The sequence below is a fragment of the Klebsiella sp. S69 genome, from assembly GCF_016516145.1.
In the GTDB taxonomy this organism is placed as follows: Bacteria; Pseudomonadota; Gammaproteobacteria; order Enterobacterales; family Enterobacteriaceae; genus Klebsiella; species Klebsiella oxytoca.
The window spans coordinates 58525-75734 of the sequence record NZ_JACVUU010000020.1; the positions used below are offsets into that span (position 1 = coordinate 58525).

The 17210-nt window shown below is 59.0% G+C and carries 13 protein-coding genes; 10 read left to right on the plus strand and 3 right to left on the minus strand.

What is annotated here, in order from left to right; all coding sequences use genetic code 11:
• Positions 1-9 precede the first annotated feature (9 nt).
• From iscU to sseB, 8 genes are all read left to right on the plus strand, one after another.
• Positions 10-396 (plus strand): Fe-S cluster assembly scaffold IscU, encoded by a 387-nt coding sequence (gene iscU / locus IAE27_RS19460; RefSeq protein ID WP_002913991.1) that lies wholly within the window; start codon positions 10-12, stop codon positions 394-396.
• Positions 397-415: 19 nt separating this feature from the next.
• The gene (iscA, locus tag IAE27_RS19465; RefSeq protein ID WP_154022961.1) at positions 416-739 is read left to right on the plus strand and encodes an iron-sulfur cluster assembly protein IscA; all 324 of its coding nucleotides are present in this window, start codon (positions 416-418) and stop codon (positions 737-739) included.
• Between the two features lie 75 nt (positions 740-814).
• On the plus strand, positions 815-1330 hold the full coding sequence (hscB, locus tag IAE27_RS19470) for a co-chaperone HscB (protein ID WP_108704691.1): 516 nt from the start codon (positions 815-817) through the stop codon (positions 1328-1330).
• A gap of 15 nt (positions 1331-1345) precedes the next feature.
• The gene (hscA, locus tag IAE27_RS19475) at positions 1346-3196 is read left to right on the plus strand and encodes a Fe-S protein assembly chaperone HscA (protein WP_004114424.1); all 1851 of its coding nucleotides are present in this window, start codon (positions 1346-1348) and stop codon (positions 3194-3196) included.
• 1 nt (position 3197) lies between these two features.
• Positions 3198-3533: an ISC system 2Fe-2S type ferredoxin gene (gene fdx, locus IAE27_RS19480; RefSeq protein WP_004104503.1), complete on the plus strand. Its 336-nt coding sequence runs from the start codon at positions 3198-3200 to the stop codon at positions 3531-3533.
• 1 nt (position 3534) lies between these two features.
• Positions 3535-3735 (plus strand): Fe-S cluster assembly protein IscX, encoded by a 201-nt coding sequence (gene iscX, locus IAE27_RS19485; protein ID WP_004104502.1) that lies wholly within the window; start codon positions 3535-3537, stop codon positions 3733-3735.
• A gap of 107 nt (positions 3736-3842) precedes the next feature.
• Positions 3843-5129 carry an aminopeptidase PepB gene (pepB, locus tag IAE27_RS19490; RefSeq protein ID WP_023329919.1) on the plus strand — a complete coding sequence of 429 codons (1287 nt, stop codon included), beginning with the start codon at positions 3843-3845 and terminating at the stop codon, positions 5127-5129.
• A gap of 104 nt (positions 5130-5233) precedes the next feature.
• Entirely contained in the window at positions 5234-6010 is a 777-nt protein-coding gene (gene sseB / locus IAE27_RS19495) for an enhanced serine sensitivity protein SseB (protein ID WP_023329918.1), read from the plus strand.
• Between the two features lie 39 nt (positions 6011-6049).
• Here sseB and sseA read toward each other — a convergent pair whose 3' ends face one another.
• The 3 genes from sseA to IAE27_RS19510 form a co-directional block, all read right to left on the minus strand.
• Positions 6050-6895 (minus strand): 3-mercaptopyruvate sulfurtransferase, encoded by an 846-nt coding sequence (gene sseA / locus IAE27_RS19500; RefSeq protein WP_023329917.1) that lies wholly within the window; start codon positions 6893-6895, stop codon positions 6050-6052.
• A gap of 124 nt (positions 6896-7019) precedes the next feature.
• Entirely contained in the window at positions 7020-8204 is a 1185-nt protein-coding gene (locus IAE27_RS19505; RefSeq protein ID WP_115239320.1) for a M20 family metallopeptidase, read from the minus strand.
• 35 nt (positions 8205-8239) lie between these two features.
• The gene (locus IAE27_RS19510) at positions 8240-9451 is read right to left on the minus strand and encodes a hypothetical protein (RefSeq protein ID WP_023321430.1); all 1212 of its coding nucleotides are present in this window, start codon (positions 9449-9451) and stop codon (positions 8240-8242) included.
• A 421-nt stretch (positions 9452-9872) separates the two neighbouring features.
• Between IAE27_RS19510 and IAE27_RS19515 the strand changes: the two genes are divergently transcribed.
• The gene (locus tag IAE27_RS19515; RefSeq protein WP_154022959.1) at positions 9873-14819 is read left to right on the plus strand and encodes an alpha-2-macroglobulin family protein; all 4947 of its coding nucleotides are present in this window, start codon (positions 9873-9875) and stop codon (positions 14817-14819) included.
• Complete coding sequence (pbpC, locus tag IAE27_RS19520; RefSeq protein ID WP_070555707.1) at positions 14820-17144, plus strand: peptidoglycan glycosyltransferase PbpC; 2325 nt, start codon at positions 14820-14822, stop codon at positions 17142-17144. It begins immediately after the preceding gene.
• Positions 17145-17210 lie beyond the last annotated feature (66 nt).

Sequence of the window (17210 nt, forward strand, 5' to 3'; positions counted from 1 at the left end):
GAATTCATCATGGCTTACAGCGAAAAAGTTATCGATCATTACGAGAATCCGCGCAACGTCGGCTCTTTCGACAATAGCGACGAAAACGTCGGCAGCGGCATGGTTGGCGCACCGGCGTGCGGCGACGTGATGAAGTTGCAGATTAAAGTCAACAATGAAGGTATCATTGAAGACGCGCGTTTCAAGACCTACGGCTGCGGTTCCGCTATTGCCTCCAGCTCCCTGGTAACCGAATGGGTGAAAGGGAAGTCGCTGGACGAAGCTCAGGCGATTAAAAACACCGATATCGCCGACGAGCTCGAACTGCCGCCGGTGAAAATTCACTGCTCTATTCTGGCGGAAGACGCGATTAAAGCCGCGATTGCGGATTACAAAAGCAAACGTGAAGCAAAATAATTAAGAGTTGAGGTTTGTTATGTCGATTACTTTAAGCGACAGTGCAGCAGCGCGAGTCCACACCTTTCTGGCCAACCGCGGTAAAGGGTTTGGTCTGCGCCTGGGAGTCAGAACTTCCGGCTGCTCGGGTATGGCTTATGTACTGGAGTTTGTTGACGAGCCGGCGGCAGAAGACACCGTGTTTGAAGACAAAGGCGTGAAGGTCGTGATCGACGGCAAAAGCTTGCAGTTCCTCGACGGCACGCAGCTGGACTTCGTCAAAGAAGGTCTTAACGAAGGGTTTAAGTTCACCAACCCGAACGTGAAAGACGAGTGCGGCTGCGGCGAAAGCTTTAACGTGTAATTGCAATGTCATCTAAACCCCACTGCGGACATCCGTAAGTGGGGTTTGCTTTATCTCGTTAACCCTGAGGTTGTTATGGACTATTTTACCCTCTTCGGGTTACCGGCCAGCTATACCCTTTCGTTAGAACCTCTGGCTGCCCGGTACCAGGAGCTACAGCGCCAGTATCACCCGGACAAGTTCGCCAGCGGCAACGCGGCCGAACAGCTTGCCGCGGTGCAGCAGTCCGCCACCATCAATCAGGCGTGGCAAACCCTTCGCCACCCGCTGACCCGCGCCGAATATCTCCTTTCGCTTCACGGATTCGATCTCGCCAGCGAGCAGCATACCGTGCGCGATACCGCGTTCCTGATGGAACAGCTGGAACTGCGCGAAGAGCTTGATGAGATAGGCAAGGCGAAAGATGAAGCGCGGCTGGAAAGTTTTATCAAGCGGGTCAAAGCGCAATTTGATACCCGGCATCAGCTGATGGTTGAACAACTTAATAACGAGACGTGGGAGGCGGCGGCGGATACCGTGCGCAAGCTGCGTTTTCTCGATAAACTGCGAAGCAGTGCGGAACAACTCGAAGAAAAACTGCTCGATTTTTAATTTTCGGAAGCAATTATGGCCTTATTACAAATTAGTGAGCCTGGCCTGAGCGCCGCGCCGCACCAGCGACGTCTGGCGGCGGGTATCGACCTGGGCACCACCAATTCACTGGTTGCTACCGTGCGTAGCGGCCAGGCCGAAACCCTGCCCGACCATCAGGGGCGCTATTTGCTGCCATCGGTGGTGAACTATCAGGCTTCGGGTTTGACGGTGGGCTACGACGCGCGACAAAACGCCGCTCAGGATCCGGTCAACACCATTAGCTCCGTCAAACGCATGATGGGGCGCTCTCTGGCCGATATCGAGGCCCGCTACCCGCATCTGCCTTATCACCTGCAGGCCAGCGAAAACGGCCTGCCGATGATTCAGACAACGGGCGGACTGCTCAATCCGGTTCGCGTTTCTGCCGATATTCTGAAGGCGCTGGCCGCACGCGCCACCGAGGCGCTGGCGGGCGAGCTTGATGGCGTAGTGATCACCGTGCCGGCCTACTTCGATGATGCTCAGCGTCAGGGTACCAAAGATGCCGCGCGTCTGGCGGGCCTGCACGTCCTGCGTCTTCTGAACGAACCCACCGCGGCGGCGATTGCCTACGGTCTGGACTCCGGTCAGGAAGGAACTATCGCGGTTTACGATCTCGGCGGCGGCACTTTTGATATCTCCGTGCTGCGCTTGAGTCGCGGCGTATTTGAAGTCCTGGCGACCGGCGGCGATTCCGCGCTCGGCGGTGACGATTTCGATCATCTGTTGGCCGATTATCTGCGCGAGCAGGCTGGCCTGAACGATCGCAGCGATAACCGCCTGCAGCGTGAGCTGCTCGACGCGGCCATCGCGGCGAAAATCGCCCTCAGCGATGCCGATACGGCGCGGGTGAACGTCGGCGGCTGGCAGGGTGAAGTGACCCGCAGCCAGTTTAATGAGCTGATCGCGCCGCTGGTAAAACGTACATTGTTGGCCTGCCGTCGCGCGTTGAAAGATGCAGGCGTTGAGGCGCAAGAGGTGCTGGAAGTGGTGATGGTGGGCGGCTCGACCCGCGTGCCGCTGGTGCGTGAACGCGTCGGCGAATTCTTTGGCCGTACGCCGCTGACCTCTATCGATCCGGATAAAGTCGTCGCCATCGGCGCGGCGATTCAGGCGGACATTCTGGTAGGCAATAAGCCGGATAGCGAACTGCTGCTGCTTGATGTCATCCCACTCTCCCTGGGGCTGGAAACCATGGGTGGCCTGGTGGAAAAGGTTATTCCGCGTAACACCACCATACCTGTCGCGCGCGCGCAGGAGTTCACCACCTTCAAAGATGGCCAGACGGCGATGTCTATCCATGTTATGCAGGGCGAGCGCGAGCTGGTGCAGGACTGCCGTTCCCTGGCGCGCTTTGCGCTGCGCGGCATTCCGGCATTACCGGCGGGCGGGGCGCATATTCGCGTGACCTTCCAGGTGGATGCCGACGGTCTGCTGAGCGTGACGGCGATGGAGAAATCGACCGGCGTCGAGGCCTCAATTCAGGTGAAGCCGTCCTACGGTCTGACCGATGGCGAGATCGCCAGCATGATTAAAGATTCGATGAGCTACGCCGAACAGGACGTCCAGGCGCGTATGCTGGCCGAGCAAAAAGTTGAAGCCGCACGCGTGCTGGAAAGTCTGGTCAGCGCGCTGGCCGCCGACGCCGCGCTGTTAAGCGCCGCAGAGCGTCAGGCTATCGATGACGCCGCGGAGCAAGTACGCGCCGCAGCGGCAGGCGATGATGCCGATGCAATCAAAGAAGCGATTAAAAATATCGACACACAAACCCAGGAATTTGCCGCACGTCGTATGGATCAATCGGTCCGTATCGCGCTGAAAGGCCAATCCGTGGACGAGGTTTAAAATGCCAAAAATTGTTTTTCTGCCCCACCAGGACCTGTGTCCGGATGGCGTAGTTGTGGAAGCTGAGACCGGTGAGACCATTCTTGATGCTGCTCTGCGTAGCGGCATTGAGATTGAACACGCCTGCGAAAAATCCTGTGCCTGCACCACCTGCCACTGCATCGTGCGCGAAGGCTTTGACTCGCTGGCTGAAAGTACCGAAGATGAAGACGACATGCTGGATAAGGCCTGGGGGCTTGAACCCGACAGCCGTCTGAGCTGCCAGGCGCGGGTGACTGACGAAGATTTGGTCATCGAAATTCCGCGTTACACCATCAACCACGCACGCGAGCATTAATATGGGACTGAAATGGACCGATAGTCGTGAAATCGGCGAAGCGCTGTACGACGCTTTCCCGGATCTCGACCCGAAAACCGTTCGCTTCACCGATCTGCATCAGTGGATTTGCGACCTGGAAGAGTTTGATGACGATCCAAACGCATCCAATGAAAAAATTCTTGAGGCGATTCTGCTAGTCTGGTTAGACGAAGCCGAATAATTTTCGCGTCATGATTTACCCGGTGGTTTTAAGCCGAGTGAATCAACGAGCGAAAAAACTTTACGGGCTGCCATACGGCGGCCCGTTTGCTAAGAAGGATAATGATAATGACCGAAGCTATGAAAATTACGCTTACCGCTCAGCCAGCCGATGCGCGCTGGGGAGAAAAAGCGTCTTACAGCATGAATAACGACGGCATCGCCCTGCACCTGAACGGCAAAGACGACCTGGGTTTGATTCAGCGCGCGGCGCGTAAAATTGACGGCATGGGTATTAAACATGTCGCGCTTGACGGCGAGGGCTGGGATACCGACCGCGCATGGGCGTTCTGGGCGGGTTATAAAGGCCCGAAAGGCAGTCGCAAAGTTGAGTGGCCAGCTCTTGACGATGTGCAGAAAAGCGAACTGGATAACCGCCTGACCATTATTGACTGGGTGCGCGACACCATCAACGCCCCGGCGGAAGAGCTAGGGCCGGAACAGCTGGCGCAGCGTGCGGTAGACCTGCTGTGCAGCGTGGCCTGCGATAACGTCTCTTATCGCATCACTAAGGGCGAAGATCTGCGCGAGCAGAACTACCTGGGCCTCCACACCGTCGGCCGCGGATCCGAGCGTCCGCCGGTCCTGCTGGCGCTGGACTATAACCCGACTGGCGACAAAGAAGCTCCGGTATACGCCTGTCTGGTCGGCAAAGGCATTACCTTTGACTCAGGCGGATACAGCATCAAGCAGAGCGCATTTATGGACTCAATGAAGTCCGATATGGGCGGCGCGGCGACGGTAACCGGCGCGCTGGCGTTCGCCATTACTCGCGGCCTGAACAAGCGCGTGAAGCTGTATCTGTGCTGTGCCGATAACCTGATTAGCGGTAACGCCTTCAAACTGGGCGATATTATTCACTATCGCAACGGCAAAACCGTGGAAATCATGAACACCGATGCGGAAGGTCGTCTGGTGCTGGCGGACGGCTTGATCGATGCTTCGGCGCAAAAGCCGGAGCTGATCATCGATGCCGCCACGCTGACCGGCGCGGCGAAAACCGCGCTGGGCAATGACTATCACGCCCTGTTCAGCTTTGACGACAGGCTGGCGAATCGACTGCTGGCGAGCGCGCAGGCTGAAAACGAAGCTTTCTGGCGTCTGCCGCTGGCTGAGTTCCACCGCGGCCAGCTGCCGTCCAACTTTGCTGAACTGAACAATACCGGCAGCGCGGCCTATCCGGCCGGCGCCAGCACCGCGGCGGGCTTCCTGTCCCACTTCGTGGAGAATTACCATGAAGGCTGGCTGCACATCGACTGCTCGGCGACCTACCGCAAATCTGCGGTTGAGCAGTGGTCGGCGGGCGCGACCGGCCTCGGCGTGCGCACTATTGCGAATCTGTTGACCGCGGAATAACTTTTTCCCCTCACCCTGACTCTCTCCCTGAGGATGAGACAACGTTCGGTTTTCTCCCGCTGAGGAGAGCGTCGGGGCGGAGGGATCATCGTTGTGGAACTACTATGTCCGAAACTAAAAATGAGCTAGAAATCCTGCTGGAGAAGGCGGCTATAGAACCAGGCCATCGTCCGGCTTTTTTCCGCAGTTTGCTGGAAGCCACCGTTTGGGTACCGGGAGCCGCCGCGCAGGGCGAGCAGGTCGTTGAAGACAGCGTACTGGATCTGCAGCACTGGGAAAAAGATGATGGTACATCGGTCATTCCTTTCTTCACCTCGCTGGCGGCGCTGCAGCAGGCCGTTGAGGACGAACAGTCTTTCGTGGTGATGCCGGTGCGCACGCTATTTGCCATGACCCTCGGCGAGACGCTCTATCTCAATGCCAAACTCGCCACCGGCAAAGAGTTTGCGCCGCGTGAGATCAGCCATCTGCTGGGCGAAGAGGGCAGCCCGCTCAGCACCCAGACCGTGCTGGAAGGCGGAGAGTCGCTGCTGCTGTCTGAGGTTGCCGAGCCGCCTGCGCAGATGGTGGACTCGCTGACCGCGTTGTTTAAGACGCTGAAAACGGTGAAGCGCGCGTTTTTATGCTCTATCAAAGACAGCGCCGATGCGCCAGCCAACCTGCTGATTGGCATTGAAGCGGAAGGCGATATTGAGGAGGTTATTCAGGCGACCGGCAGCGTGGCGACCGATACGCTTCCCGGCGATGAGCCGATTGACATCTGTCAGGTGGTGGAGGGTGAAAAGGGAATTAGCCACTTTATGATCGCCCACATTACGCCGTTTTATGAAAAGCGCTGGGGCAGCTTCCTGCGCGACTTTAAGCAAAATCGAATTATTTAACACAATGGGGGCCCGGGCCCCCATTGTGCTATCTACTGCCTACTGGGCCGGCTCAATCGGTAAATCCGTCCGCGCGCCCCATTCGCTCCATGAGCCGTCGTACAGGCTAACGCCGTTAACGCCGAGAGTAGTGAGCGCCAGCACGACGACCGCCGCCGTTACGCCGGAGCCGCAGCTGGCAATAATCGGCCGTTCAAAATCGACGCCCTGACGCGCAAAAATCTCGTTGAGTTCATCAGTGGTTTTAAGTTCGCCGTTAATCACCAGTTCAGTCCACGGCACGTTTAGCGCGCCGGGAATATGCCCGCAGCGCAGGCCCGGTCGCGGCTCTGCCACCTGGCCATTAAAGCGCCCTGCCGGACGCGCATCGACGATCTGCGCCGATCCTTCATGGCTGACCAGCAGCACATCGGTCAGCCGCTTGACCGCCAGCGGATCGACGCGTCCGTCAAAATCCCCTTCCGGCAGTTCGGGAAGGCCTTGCTCCAGCGGTAGCCCATCGCGGCGCCAGCCTTCCAGCCCACCCGCAACAATCGACACCTTTTCAACGCCGAACGTGCGCAGCATCCACCAGGCGCGCGGCGCAGAGAAGAGATTACCTTCATCGTATACCACCAGGTGCTTATCGCTGCTGACGCCTAGTTCGCGCATGGCGACGGCAAACGCCTCCGCGCGCGGCATCATGTGCGGCAGCGGGCTGGTGTGATCGGAGAGGGCTTCGATATCAAAAAAGACGGCGCCGGGAATATGACCGGCCTGATACTCAGCGTTAAGATCGCGCTCTTCCTGTCCCGGCGGCGCCATCCGCGCGTCGATAATCTGGATTTCCGGGTCATCAATATGCTCTGCCAGCCAGTCGGCAGCGACAAAAAACGAGGTAGACATGAGTGCCTCCGTGTCATCAACAATAGAGTGATTGTTGTTGTTTTTTGCGATATCGACAAGGCATTTTCAAGAAGAGGCGGTGGGAATGTGATGCTCCCCCGAGCAGCGTCGGGGGAGGGGGCGCTTAAAACGCGTTTTGCTGCAGATAGCGCCAGGCGTACTGCGCGTACAGTTCAGCGCCGCTTTTCATCACCTGCTCGTCAATATTAAAGCAGCCGTGATGGTGCGCGTAGTCGCTGCCTTTCTCTTTATTCCCAGAGCCAAGCAGCGCAAAGGCGCCGGGGATATTTTCCATATAAAAACTGAAATCTTCTCCGCCGGTAGTCGGCTTTTCGTTGAAAAGGACGCTATCGCCGAATGCGTCGCGGATAACCGACTGCGCCAGCAGCGCGCTGCGCTCTTCGTTGATCACCGGTAGCGTACCGTAGCAGTAGTCAACCTGAGCGGTCGCCCCATACACTGCGGCAGTATGCTCGGCATAGCGGCTAATCGCCGTCTCCAGCCGCTGGCGCGCTTCAAGACTAAAGCAGCGTACGGTACCGTCAAGAACGGCGTTTTCGGCGATGACGTTAAAGCGCGTGCCGACATCCATTTTGCCGATAGTCACTACCGCAGATTCCAGCGGGGAAGTTTCTCGCGCCACAATAGCCTGTAGATTCATCACGAAAGCGGAAGCGACGACCGCCGCATCGACGCAGGCCTCCGGCATCGAACCATGGCCGCCGCGGCCGCGGAAGGTCACTTTCAGTAAATCGGCTGAGGCAAAGGATGAACCGACGTTACAGGAGATTTTTCCGGACGGCGTGCCCGACCAGATATGCATTCCGAAAACGTTATCCACGTTATCAATCGCCCCCTGCTGTATCATCGCCTTTGCCCCTTCGGCAATCTCTTCCGCAGGCTGAAAGATGAGCCGTACGTTGCCCGTCAGCTGTTCGCGAACATCATATAATGCATGGGCGGCGGTCAGCAGCATGGCGGTATGGGCGTCGTGGCCGCAGGCGTGCATTTTCCCGGGCGTTTGTGATTTATAGTCGAGCGGATCGTTCAGCTCCCGTACCGGCAGCGCATCCATATCGGCGCGCAGAGCTACGGTTTTACCCGGCTTGCCGCCGATGATGTCGGCGATGATTCCGGTGGGATGAGTGCGGCGGTAAGGGATACCGATGGCCTCCAGTCCGGTGGCGACGCGATCCGTCGTGCGCTTCTCCTCCCAGGGTAGTTCCGGATGGGCGTGCAGGTCGCGGCGAAAAGCGATCATCGCCTGTTCTTGTCTGGCGATAATCGCGGTGATATCAGGGTTAATCATCAATGGCTCCATAATTTGCTAAAAATTCAACGCGCTCAACCGAGCACCGGCGTCAGATAGCCGACCAGAATTCCGGCTAACACCACCGAAACCATGGTGACGGAGACGAATCCGCCAACCAGCATCGGGCCCAGCATATGGTGGGTGAGCATCTGGCGCTCTTTTTCATCGTGGGTGAGGGCGTTGATGGCCTCGTTGGTAATAATGTAGTCGGCGGGAAAACCGTACAGCGCGGTCAAAGAGATGGCGAATGCCATCGGACCGCTGACGCCAAGCAGTTTTCCGACCAGCCAGGAGACAACAAACATACCTATCACCGCCGTGGCGATTAACACTACCATCGGGAATAGCAGACGCAGCAGCATCTCCGGCGTGGCTTTGTTCAACGTATCAAAGATAAAGAGCATCAACGCCATAATGGCGAAGCCAAAGCCGTTAGCCTTATGCAGGGTATGTTTTTCCAGGAAGCCTAACGAGGTAAATACGACGCCAAAAAACAGACACAGTACGAAGGGGCTGATATTCACGATTGGCTTTGCGAGGTCAGCGACGACCCAGGCCAGACAGCCGACCAGCGCCAGACGCAGGAATTTAAAGTAATTGCTGTTGTAGCTGACGGGGATTTTACTGAACAGGCGCGGCATTTTCTCCTCGCCGACGGCGAGCATCGCGTGCTCTTCGGCAATGTCATCAGGGCGCTGTTCGCCGCTGCGGTAGCGGGCAAGCAGCGTTTTGCCTTCTCGTTGCAGCATAATCGCGGTCAGCGGATATCCGGCGAACCCCTGCATCACGTAAATCAAAATGGCAAAAACCGACAGGTCTACCAGGCCGGCGTTACTGGCGCCCTGCGACATAATCAGCGATGACACGATACCCCCGACCAGCGGAGGAATGGTGACCAGCGCGGTGTTAAGATCGAATAGCATCATGCTCACCGCAAAGACGGCCACCGCGATCCCGGCAATACCGGCGAGAGAGATGACCACGGTCTTCCACTGCTGCGCCAGCTCTTTCAGCGACAGCAGGGTGCCCATATTCGTGATTAACAGATACATGAGCATTATGGCAACTGGCGTACCGATCCCGGCCCGGCTAATGATATCTGCCGGAAAAAATGTCCAGTAGCCGACTAAAAACAGAACGGCGCAGACAAATACCGAGGGAATCCAGGCTTTTGTGCGGGTAGAAACAACGTCGCCGATATAAAGAATTAAAATAATAATCGACAGTGCGACCATTTGAGACATAAATAACTTCCATATTATTTATCCCATATAAGGAATATGAGATGGGTTGATGTTGTGCTTTCTGGAAGACTGTGGAACGGACAGTCACTATCATCGCCAGGGTAATGATTTATATTTTAAAGGCACTGATATCCCGAACAATAAATAGAAAGCTCGCGCCTTGTCAATTTATATGGCCGGAGAGAGGGGAATTTCAGAATAAAAAGTGCCAATGGTTGAGGATATTAAAGGTCGAGGTAAGAAAAATCGTAGCGCGATATATCCGCTAAATTAATTCACTCCAGCTATCCGTGGTTCGCAGGGGCGCCGCCCCGGTTATCTACCAATATTGCGGGCTGGCGGGCTATTGGTAATTCTGCCGTTAACGCATAATAATGTGTTCACTGAATGTATCTGGCCTGCGGGCCGAGGGGTTAGAAGGATGAAACCATTTCGTTTGGCGGCGCTGTCTCTGGCGCTACTTACCGCGCTATCGATAACCGGCTGCGACGACAGCGGCAAACCGCAGGCGGCCGCGCCGGCGGCATCCGCAGCGGCGGATAACGCGCCCGCGAAGCCGGACAGCGCCCAGCTGGCGGCGCTGGCTGAGAAAAGCAAAGGCAAAGCGTTAACGCTGCTGGATGCCTCTGAAGTTCAGCTCGACGGCGCGGCGACGCTGGTGCTGACTTTTTCTATTCCTCTACAGCCGGATCAGGATTTCTCCCGCAGCGTGTATCTGGTCGACAAAAAAAGCGGCAAAGTTGACGGGGCATGGGAGCTGGCGCCCAACCTTAAAGAGCTGCGTCTTCGCCATCTTGAGCCAAAACGCGAGCTGATCGTTTCGGTGGATCCCACCCTGGCGGCGCTGAATAAAGCGACTTTTGACAGCAGCTTTGAAAAAACCATTACCACCCGCGACATCGCCCCGAGCATCGGCTTTGCCAGCCGCGGCTCGCTGCTGCCGGGGAAAGTCGTGGCCGGACTGCCGGTGATGGCGCTGAATGTCGATAACATCGACGTCAATTTTTTCCGGATTAAACCTGAATCACTTTCGGCCTTCGTCAGCCAATGGGAATACCGGAATTCCTTGAGCAACTGGGAGTCGGACGAGCTGCTGAAGATGGCCGATCTGGTCTACACCGGCCGTTTTGACCTCAACCCCGCGCGCAATACGCGCGAAAAACTGCTGTTGCCGCTGGCGGATATCAAGCCACTGCAGGAGCCGGGCGTCTATATCGCGGTGATGAATCAGGCGGGCCGCTACAGCTATAGCAACGCTGCGACGCTGTTCACCCTCAGCGATATTGGCGTATCCGCGCACCGTTATCACCATCGGCTGGATGTCTTTACCCAGAGTCTGGAAAACGGCGCGGCGCAGTCCGGTATCGATGTGCAGCTGCTGAACGCCAAAGGGCAAACCCTGGCGCAGGCGAAGAGCGACGCTCAGGGGCACGTGAAGTTACAAACGGATAAAGACGCGGCGCTGCTGCTGGCGCGTAAGGACGGGCAAACCACTCTGCTGGATCTTAAACTTCCGGCGCTGGATCTGGCTGAGTTTTCTATTGCCGGCGCGCCGGGCTTCAGCAAGCAGCTGTTTATGTTTGGTCCGCGCGATCTCTACCGCCCGGGCGAAACGGTGATCCTCAACGCGTTACTGCGCGATAGCGACGGCAGGCCGCTTCCCGAACAGCCGGTAAAGCTGGAAGTGGTGCAGCCGGATGGCCAGATAATCCGCTCGACGGTCAGCAAACCGATCAATGGCCTGTATCAATTTACTTATCCGCTCGATAGCGGCGCGGCGACCGGGATGTGGCACATTCGCGCCAGTACCGGCGATAACCAGCCGCGCGAGTGGGATTTTCACGTTGAAGATTTTATGCCTGAGCGCATGGCGCTGAATCTCACGCCGCAAAATGCCCCCGTTTCGCCGGCTGCGGATGTCAGCTTTGCCGTAAGCGGGGCGTATTTGTACGGCGCGCCGGCCAGCGGCAACTCGCTGCAGGGTAAACTGTTCCTGCGTCCGCTGCGCGACGCGGTACCTGCGCTGCCGGGCTTCCAGTTTGGCGACATTGCCGAGGAGAATCTTTCCCGCAGCCTGGATGAAGTGCAGACCACCCTGGATGACCAGGGACATGCGGAAGTCACCGCCGCCAGCCAGTGGCAGGAGAGCCGCTCGCCGCTGCAGGTGATCCTGCAGGCCAGCCTGCTGGAGTCCGGCGGCAGACCGGTTACGCGCACCGTCAGGCAGCCGATCTGGCCGGCCGAAACGCTGCCTGGCATCCGTCCGGAATTCGCCCTGAAAGAGGTTTATGACTATCGTACCGACAGCACGATCAAGCAGCCGGTAGTGGATGAAAACAGCAACGCCGCATTTGAAATTGTCTACGCCGATGCCAAAGGCGAAAAGAAAGCGGTCTCCGGGCTGCAGGTGCGATTAATTCGCGAACGTCGCGACTACTACTGGAACTGGTCCGAGAGCGAAGGCTGGCAGTCACAGTTCGATCAAAAAGATCTTCAGGAAGGTGAGGAATCGCTCGATCTCTCTGCCGGGCAAACGGCGAAAGTCAGTTTCCCGGTCGAGTGGGGCGCCTATCGCCTGGAAGTCAAAGGGCCGGATGATGTCGTCAGCAGCGTACGCTTCTGGGCAGGGTACAGCTGGCAGGATAACAGCGAAGGCCAGGGGGCGGCGCGTCCGGACCGCGTTACCATGAAGCTGGATAAACCGGCCTATAAACCCGGCGATACGATCAAGCTGCATATTGCCGCTCCGGCTGCCGGTAAAGGCTACGCGCTGGTGGAATCAAGCGAAGGGCCGCTGTGGTGGCAGGAGATTGACGTCCCGGCGGAAGGGATGGAATTATCTATCCCGGTGGATAAAGCCTGGAATCGTCACGACCTGTACCTCAGCACCCTGGTGATTCGCCCGGGGGATAAATCCCAGTCCGCAACGCCAAAACGGGCCGTGGGGCTGCTGCACCTGCCGCTTGGCGATGATAACCGTCGCCTGAATCTGGCGCTGGAAGCACCGGATAAAATGCGTCCTGACCAGCCGTTGAAAGTGAAGATTAAGGCCAGCCTCAAAGAAGGCGAGACGCCGAAACAGGTTAACGTTCTGCTCTCTGCCGTCGATAGCGGCGTACTCAATATTACCGACTACGCCACGCCGGATCCCTGGAACGCGTTCTTTGGCCAGAAACGCTACGGCGCCGATATTTACGATATCTATGGTCAGGTCATTGAAGGACAGGGGAGGCTCGCCAGCCTGCGCTTTGGCGGCGACGGCGATGAACTGAAACGCGGCGGTAAGCCGCCGGTTAATCACGTGACGATTATCGCCCAGCAGGCGCAGCCGGTTATGCTGGATGAGAAAGGCGAAGGGACGGTGACCCTGCCAATCGGCGACTTTAACGGCGAACTGCGGATCATGGCGCAGGCGTGGACGGCTGATGATTTCGGCAGCAGCGAAGAAAAAACGATCGTGGCGGCGCCGGTGATTGCGGAGCTGAATATGCCGCGTTTCCTCGCCAGCGGAGATACCACTCGCCTGGCGCTGGATCTCAGCAACCTGACCGATAAGCCGCAGACTCTCAACGTTGCGCTGGCAGCCAGCGGTCTGCTGCAGCTTGCAGGGGGAGAAATACCGCCGGTGCATCTGGCGCCCGGCGCGCGCAGCACCCTGTTTGTGCCCGTTCGCGCCCTACAAGGCTTTGGCGATGGTGAGGTAAATGCCACCATCAGCGGCCTGAACCTGCCGGGTGAAACTTTCACGCCAATGCAGAAGCAGTGGAAGCTGGGCGTGCGTCCCGCCTTCCCGGCGCAAACCGTGAATTCCGGCGCTGTCCTCCAGCCGGGGGAAAGCTGGCAGGCTCCGGCGGCGCAAAGCGAGGGTTTCTCGCCGGCCACACTGCAGGGGCAGCTGGTGTTTAGCGGCAAGCCGCCGCTGAACCTGGCGCGCTATATTCGCGACCTGAAGGCCTTTCCTTACGGCTGCCTGGAGCAGACCACCAGCGGGCTATTCCCGTCGCTCTATACCAACGCCGCCCAGCTTAAAGCCCTGGGGATCGGCGGCGATAGCGATGAAAAACGACGCGCGGCGGTGGATATCGGCATTTCTCGCCTGCTGCAGATGCAGCGCGATGACGGCGGTTTCGCCCTGTGGGACAGAGAGGGGCCGGAAGAGTACTGGCTAACCGCCTACACGATGGACTTCCTCGTCCGGGCGGGCGAGCAGGGCTATAGCGTACCAACCAATGCCGTCAATAACGGCAACCAGCGCCTGCTGCGTTATTTACAGGAGCCGGGGCTGATCGCCGTCCGCTACAGCGATGATGCCCAGGCCAGCCGTTTTGCCGCTCAGGCCTACGCCGCGCTGGTGCTGGCACGGCAGCAGAAAGCGCCGCTCGGCGCGCTGCGCGAAATCTGGAGCCGTCACGACCAGGCGCGTTCCGGTCTGCCGCTGCTGCAGCTGGGCGTGGCCCTGAAAATGATGGGCGATGCGCCGCGCGGCGACGAAGCCCTGAAGCTGGCGCTGAGCACGCCGCGGCAGGAGGCGAACCGCTGGCTCGGCGATTACGGCAGCGAGCTGCGCGACGATGCGCTGAAGCTGGCGCTGCTGGAGGAGAACAAACTGCTGCCGGAAGCGCAAAATACGCTGCTCAGCCATCTGGCGGAAGAAGCCTACGGCCAGCGCTGGCTCTCGACGCAGGAGAGTAATGCCCTGTTCCTGGCCGGACGCACGTTGCAGGATCTTCCCGGCAGCTGGCAGGCGCAAACCTCCGTGCAGGCCGAACCGCTCTCCGGTGAGAAAGCGCAAACCCGTAACCTGACCGGCGATCAGCTGGCGGCCTTGCAGGTGACCAATACCGGTCAGCAGCCGCTGTGGCTGCGTCTCGATAGCAGCGGCTACCCGCAGAACGCGCCGCAGCCGGGGGGCAACGTACTGGGCATTGAACGGCAAGTTTTCGATACCCAGGGTCAGCAGAAATCGCTCTCTTCGCTGCGCAGCGGCGAACTAGTGCTGGTGAAGCTGGAGGTGACGGCTAAGCGTAACGTCCCGGACGCGCTGGTAGTGGATTTACTCCCGGCGGGGCTGGAGCTGGAAAACCAGAATCTGGCCAACAGCAGCGCCAGTCTGCAGGAGAACGGCGAGGTGGTGCAAAATCTGCTTAACCAGATGCAGCAGGCCGATATCCAGCACATTGAGTTTCGCGACGATCGCTTTGTGGCCGCGGTAGCTATCAATGAAGGCCAGCCGGTGACGCTGGTTTATCTGGCGCGCGCGGTGACGCCGGGCACCTATCAGGTACCGCAGCCGCAGGTTGAGTCGATGTACGTGCCGCAGTGGCGGGCAACTGGCGCAGCCAGCGGACCGCTAACCGTTGCGCCATAAATGCGGGCGCTGAGGCGTATCAAACGCCGCTGGCGCTGGCTGGCGGCGTTTATTTTTTTGCTGTGGCTATTGCTGCTGGCGGCAGACCGGCTGTGGCCGCTGCCGCTGCGTGAGGTTACCCCTGCCAGAGTAGTGGTGGCGGAAGACGGGACGCCGCTGTGGCGCTTTGCCGATGCGCAGGGCGTCTGGCGCTATCCGGTAACGCTGGCTGATGTTTCGCCGCGCTATTTGCAGGCGCTGATCCACTATGAAGATCGCTGGTTCTGGGAGCATCCCGGCGTTAACCCGTTTGCGATCGCTCGCGCCGCCTGGCAGGATCTCACTTCCGGGAGAGTGATCTCCGGAGGGAGCACCCTGACCATGCAGGTGGCGCGCCTGCTCGATCCTCATCCCCGCACCTTCGGCGGCAAGCTGCGTCAGCTATGGCGGGCGCTGCAGCTGGAGTGGCATCTGTCAAAAAGCGAGATCCTCACGCTCTATCTCAATCGGGCGCCGTTCGGCGGCACGCTGCAGGGGATTGGCGCGGCCAGCTGGGCTTATCTCGGTAAACCGCCCGCACAGCTAAGCTACGGCGAAGCGGCGCTGCTGGCCGTTCTGCCGCAGGCGCCAAGCAGGCTGCGCCCGGACCGCTGGCCGGAACGTGCGCAGGCGGCGCGCGATAAAGTGCTGCTGAGAATGGAAAATCAGGGCGTGTGGCCGCCGCAGCCGGTGCGAGAAGCTATCGAAGAGCCCGTCTGGCTGTTTCCGCGGCAGATGCCGCAGCTGGCGCCGCTTTTTTCCCGCCGCGCGCTGGCGAGCAGCCGGTCTGAGAAGTTAGTAACGACGCTGGATGCCGGGCTGCAGCGGCAGCTGGAGGATCTGGCGCTGAACTGGAAATCGCGCCTGCCGCCGCGCAGCTCTTTAGCGATGGTGGTGGTCGACCATACCAATATGAAGGTGCGCGGCTGGGTAGGATCGGCGGATATCAGTGATGATAGCCGCTTTGGCCACATTGATATGGTATCGGCGATCCGCTCCCCGGGTTCGGTACTGAAACCGTTTGTCTACGGCATGGCGCTGGATGAGGGGCTGATCCATCCGGCTTCGCTATTACAGGATGTCCCGCGCCGGTTTAGCGACTACCGGCCGGGCAACTTTGACAGCGGTTTTCACGGGCCGGTAAGCGCCAGCGAAGCGCTGGTTCGCTCGTTGAACCTTCCGGCTGTGCAGGTGCTGGAGGCCTACGGGCCGAAGCGTTTTGCCGCCAGGCTGCGCAATGCCGGATTGCCGCTGATGCTGCCCGCCGGCGCGGAGCCGAATCTATCGCTGATCCTCGGCGGCGCCGGCGCGCGTCTGGCGGATATCGTGGCGGCGTACAGCGCGTTCGCCCGTCACGGTAAGGCGGGGCAACTGCGCATCACTCCTGATTCACCGCTGGTTGAACGACCGCTGCTGTCGCCGGGGGCCGCCTGGATTGTGCGGCGCATTCTGGCCGGCGAAGCGCAGCCGGTTCCCGATGCGTCGCTGGTACAGGTGGTGCCGCTGGCGTGGAAAACCGGAACCAGCTACGGCTATCGCGATGCCTGGGCAATCGGCGTGAACGCCCGCTATCTGATAGGTATCTGGACCGGAAGACCTGACGGCACGCCGGTTGTCGGACAGTTTGGCTTCGCCAGCGCGGTGCCGCTGCTGAATCAGGTCAATAATATGCTGCTGGCGCGGCCGGCAATGAGCCACGGCGGATTGCCGAGCGACCCGCGTCCCTCATCGGTCAGCGCCGGGACGGTTTGCTGGCCCGGCGGGCAGTATTTACCTGCGGGGGATGCGAACTGCCGCCGACGGCTGGCCACCTGGCTACTTGATGAGAGTCAGCCGCCGACCTTGCTGCTCCCTGGACAGGAAGGTATGCGAGGGATCCGCTTTCCGGTCTGGCTGAACGAAAAAGGACAGCGGGTGGCGGCAGATTGCCCCGGCGCGGTAGAGAAAAGCTTCGACGTCTGGCCGCTGCCGCTCGAACCCTGGCTACCCGCAGGCGAACGACGTCGGGTCAGGCTGCCTGCAGTTTCGGCGGCGTGTCCGCCGGTCCAAAGCGCTGATGCCGCACCGCTGGTGCTCTCGGGCATACGCGAGGGCGCAGTCGTTAAACGACTGCCCGGCGAGCAAAAGGTGATGCTGCCGCTGCAAACGACCGGCGGGGAAGGGCGGCGCTGGTGGTTTCTTAACGGTGAGCCTATGCCGGCTGAAGGCTCCAGCGCGACCCTTAACATCGATCGCCCTGACCGTTATCAACTGGTGGTGATGGATGAGGCGGGGCAAATTGTTGCCGCGAACTTCACGGTGCAATAAACAGAACTTGCCGTAATGGGCTGGATTTGTTGTTTAAGGTCGCTTTTTTTTAAAAAAATGTTACCT

Bases quoted from the DNA above. Each gene is read 5' to 3' on its own strand.
- IAE27_RS19510 (WP_023321430.1), bottom strand. From the start codon at position 9,451: ATGTCTCAAATGGTCGCACTGTCGATTATTATTTTAATTCTTTATATC.
- sseB (WP_023329918.1), top strand. From the start codon at position 5,234: ATGTCCGAAACTAAAAATGAGCTAGAAATCCTGCTGGAGAAGGCGGCT.
- fdx (WP_004104503.1), top strand. From the start codon at position 3,198: ATGCCAAAAATTGTTTTTCTGCCCCACCAGGACCTGTGTCCGGATGGC.
- pbpC (WP_070555707.1), top strand. From the start codon at position 14,820: ATGCGGGCGCTGAGGCGTATCAAACGCCGCTGGCGCTGGCTGGCGGCG.
- pepB (WP_023329919.1), top strand. From the start codon at position 3,843: ATGACCGAAGCTATGAAAATTACGCTTACCGCTCAGCCAGCCGATGCG.
- IAE27_RS19515 (WP_154022959.1), top strand. From the start codon at position 9,873: ATGAAACCATTTCGTTTGGCGGCGCTGTCTCTGGCGCTACTTACCGCG.
- iscU (WP_002913991.1), top strand. From the start codon at position 10: ATGGCTTACAGCGAAAAAGTTATCGATCATTACGAGAATCCGCGCAAC.
- sseA (WP_023329917.1), bottom strand. From the start codon at position 6,895: ATGTCTACCTCGTTTTTTGTCGCTGCCGACTGGCTGGCAGAGCATATT.
- iscA (WP_154022961.1), top strand. From the start codon at position 416: ATGTCGATTACTTTAAGCGACAGTGCAGCAGCGCGAGTCCACACCTTT.
- IAE27_RS19505 (WP_115239320.1), bottom strand. From the start codon at position 8,204: ATGATTAACCCTGATATCACCGCGATTATCGCCAGACAAGAACAGGCG.
- hscB (WP_108704691.1), top strand. From the start codon at position 815: ATGGACTATTTTACCCTCTTCGGGTTACCGGCCAGCTATACCCTTTCG.
- iscX (WP_004104502.1), top strand. From the start codon at position 3,535: ATGGGACTGAAATGGACCGATAGTCGTGAAATCGGCGAAGCGCTGTAC.
- hscA (WP_004114424.1), top strand. From the start codon at position 1,346: ATGGCCTTATTACAAATTAGTGAGCCTGGCCTGAGCGCCGCGCCGCAC.